Annotated in this window: 3 protein-coding genes; 2 read left to right on the plus strand and 1 reads right to left on the minus strand. The window is 68.8% G+C overall.

Annotation, left to right across the window (positions count from 1 at the left end; all coding sequences use genetic code 11):
• On the minus strand, positions 1-1,145 hold a 1,145-nt coding region (zigA, locus tag ABF821_RS20800; protein ID WP_415531445.1), incomplete at its 3' end, for a zinc metallochaperone GTPase ZigA.
• Between the two features lie 171 nt (positions 1,146-1,316).
• Here zigA and ABF821_RS20805 point away from each other — a divergent pair.
• Complete coding sequence (locus ABF821_RS20805; protein WP_220791869.1) at positions 1,317-1,853, plus strand: DUF1826 domain-containing protein; 537 nt, start codon at positions 1,317-1,319, stop codon at positions 1,851-1,853.
• A gap of 12 nt (positions 1,854-1,865) precedes the next feature.
• The coding region (locus tag ABF821_RS20810) for a hypothetical protein (protein ID WP_415531446.1) at positions 1,866-2,381 on the plus strand (516 nt) is incomplete at its 3' end.

Here is a 2,381-nt window from a genome sequence, read left to right on the forward strand (position 1 = left end):
GGGTGGAAGCCCTCTTCGGGGACGAGGCAGGCATCGAGGGCCGGGCGGAGGGCGGGTTCGTCCATCGTGGTGCCGATGAAGACCAGTTCCTGCCGGCGGTCGCCGTAAATGTCGTCCCAGTTCGCGGTGAGGGTGCGGCGCCACTCTTCGTCCTGCGGCCAGTGGCGGTGGGGGATGGCGGCCCACCATTGGCCGGCGGCCTGGTGGCGGGCCAGGGCGCCGGCGATGCTGAGTTCGCCGACCCAGTCGGGGCGGGTGGCCAGCCAGAAATAGCCCTTGGCGCGGATCAGGCCGGGCCAGCTCTGTTCGATGAAGTGGGCGAAGGCGGCCGGGATGAAGGGGCGGCGGGCGCGGTAGACGAAGCTGCCGATGCCGTATTCCTCGGTTTCGGGGACATGTTCGGCGTGGCCGTGCAGTGCCTTGAACCAGAGGGGGTGGGTGTGGGCGCGGTCGTCGTCGAAGCGACCGGTATCGAGCACGCGGGCCAGATCGACCCGGCTTTGGTTGGTCTCGATCAGGTCCGCGTCGGGGTTCAGGGCGCGGACGATCTGGCGGGCGGCGTCGCGCTGGGCGGGGGTGGCGCTGTCGGTCTTGTTCAGGATGATGACGTTGGCGAATTCGATCTGTTCCACCAGCAGGTCGACCAGGGCGCGGTCGTCGCCGTCGCCCGCGACTTCGCCCCGGTCGCGCAGGAAATCGGTCGATGCGTAGTCGTTGAGCAGGTTGGCGGCATCGACGACCGTGACCATCGTGTCCAGCCGGGCGAGGTCGCTGAGGCTGGTGCCCTCTTCGTCGCGGAATGCGAAGGTGGCGGCGACGGGCAGGGGCTCGGCGATGCCGGTCGATTCGATCAGCAGATAATCGAAACGGCCCGCGCGCGCCAGGCGGCCGACTTCGAGCAGCAGGTCGTCGCGCAGGGTGCAGCAGATGCAGCCGTTGCTCATCTCCACCAGCTTTTCGTCGGTGCGCGACAGGTTGCCGCCGCCGTTGCGGACGAGGTTGGCGTCGATATTCACCTCGCTCATGTCGTTGACGATGACCGCGACCTTGCGGCCCTCACGGTTGTTCAGAATGTGGTTGAGCAATGTCGTCTTGCCGGCGCCGAGGAAGCCGGACAGCACGGTGACGGGAAGCCGGGGGTCCATGATCGCGATGCTCCGAGGAGGAAGGTTGTGTTTGTGGTCTCTACACCGTATGTTATAATATATCAATTCATGCCGTAGAGTGGTGTTCGTTCGATGTCCTGCTGTCCCACGCGCGATCGACTGAGTGATCTGGCGGGTTGTGCCGCGATCCGGGAGGAGGGACGCTTTATCGTGGAACGTCCTCGGGTGCCGGTGGCGCGGGTGCGGGAGGCGGCTGGTGCGTATCTGGCCGAGGGGGCGCGGCTGATTCAGGCGCGGGGGACGGTGCCGGAGATTGGGGCCGGGATCGCGGGCGCTTTTACCGGGCGGACCGTGGCGCTGCTGGAGGATGTGCTGGATCTGGCGCGGCTTTATGGCACGGTGGCCGGGCAGCAGGCGGTGCGGCTGCGTCTGGAGCGGATCGTGACCGACAGTTGCCGCAGGTTCCATGTCGATCAGGTGGGGTTGCGGCTGCTGTGCGCGTATGTGGGGCCGGGCGTGCAGTGGACGGCGGATGGCGGGGCGCGCATCGGGCAGGCGCGGACCGGTGCGGTGGTGCTGCTGAAGGGGCGTCGGTTTGCCAACTGGCGGGAGGAGGGGCATGTGCTGCACCGTTCGCCGCCGCTTTCGGGTTTGCCCGAGGCCGAGCGGGTGCGGCTGCTGCTGACGGTCGATGCCGCCGATGCGTGCGGCGCGGCGGATGATGCGCCCGTGATGATCGCGGCCTGAGCGATGTTCCTGATGGAAAGCTGGTCCGGAGCCGAGCGGCGGACGGCCCCCTATGTGCGGGCTTCGGCGTTGCCCGGCGTGCTGGCGGACCTCGCGGGGCCGGGGGTGGATATGGTGGTGTGGGCGCGTGTCGTGCCGCCGGCGTGGCATGAGACGTTGGAGGCGTGTGCGCTGCCGGCGGGGCGTGTCGTGCTGTGCGGCACGCTGGACGAGGTGACGCTGGCGTTGCGGCGGCCTGACATGCGGCGGCGCTATCCGGCGTTTCTGATCGAGGATGTGGAGCAGACGGCGGCGCTGGTGGCGGCGCTGGCGGTGTGTGCGACGCTGACGGTCGTGCTGGGCGATCCGACGGCCTGGGAGGGGCGTGATCCGTTGCCGCCCGGACGGTTGCGGACGCTGTGCTGCTATGGCGCGGGCACGGTGGACTGGGTGTCGGGCCGGGTGGGCGGGTGCGATCTGGTGAGCAGCGTTTCGCCTTATGCGCTGGCTTTCGTGCCGGCGAGGGCGGCCTCGCATGTGGAGTCGCGG

Origin of the sequence: Gluconacetobacter sp., assembly GCF_047721585.1 — a bacterium.
GTDB lineage: Bacteria > Pseudomonadota > Alphaproteobacteria > Acetobacterales > Acetobacteraceae > Gluconacetobacter > Gluconacetobacter dulcium.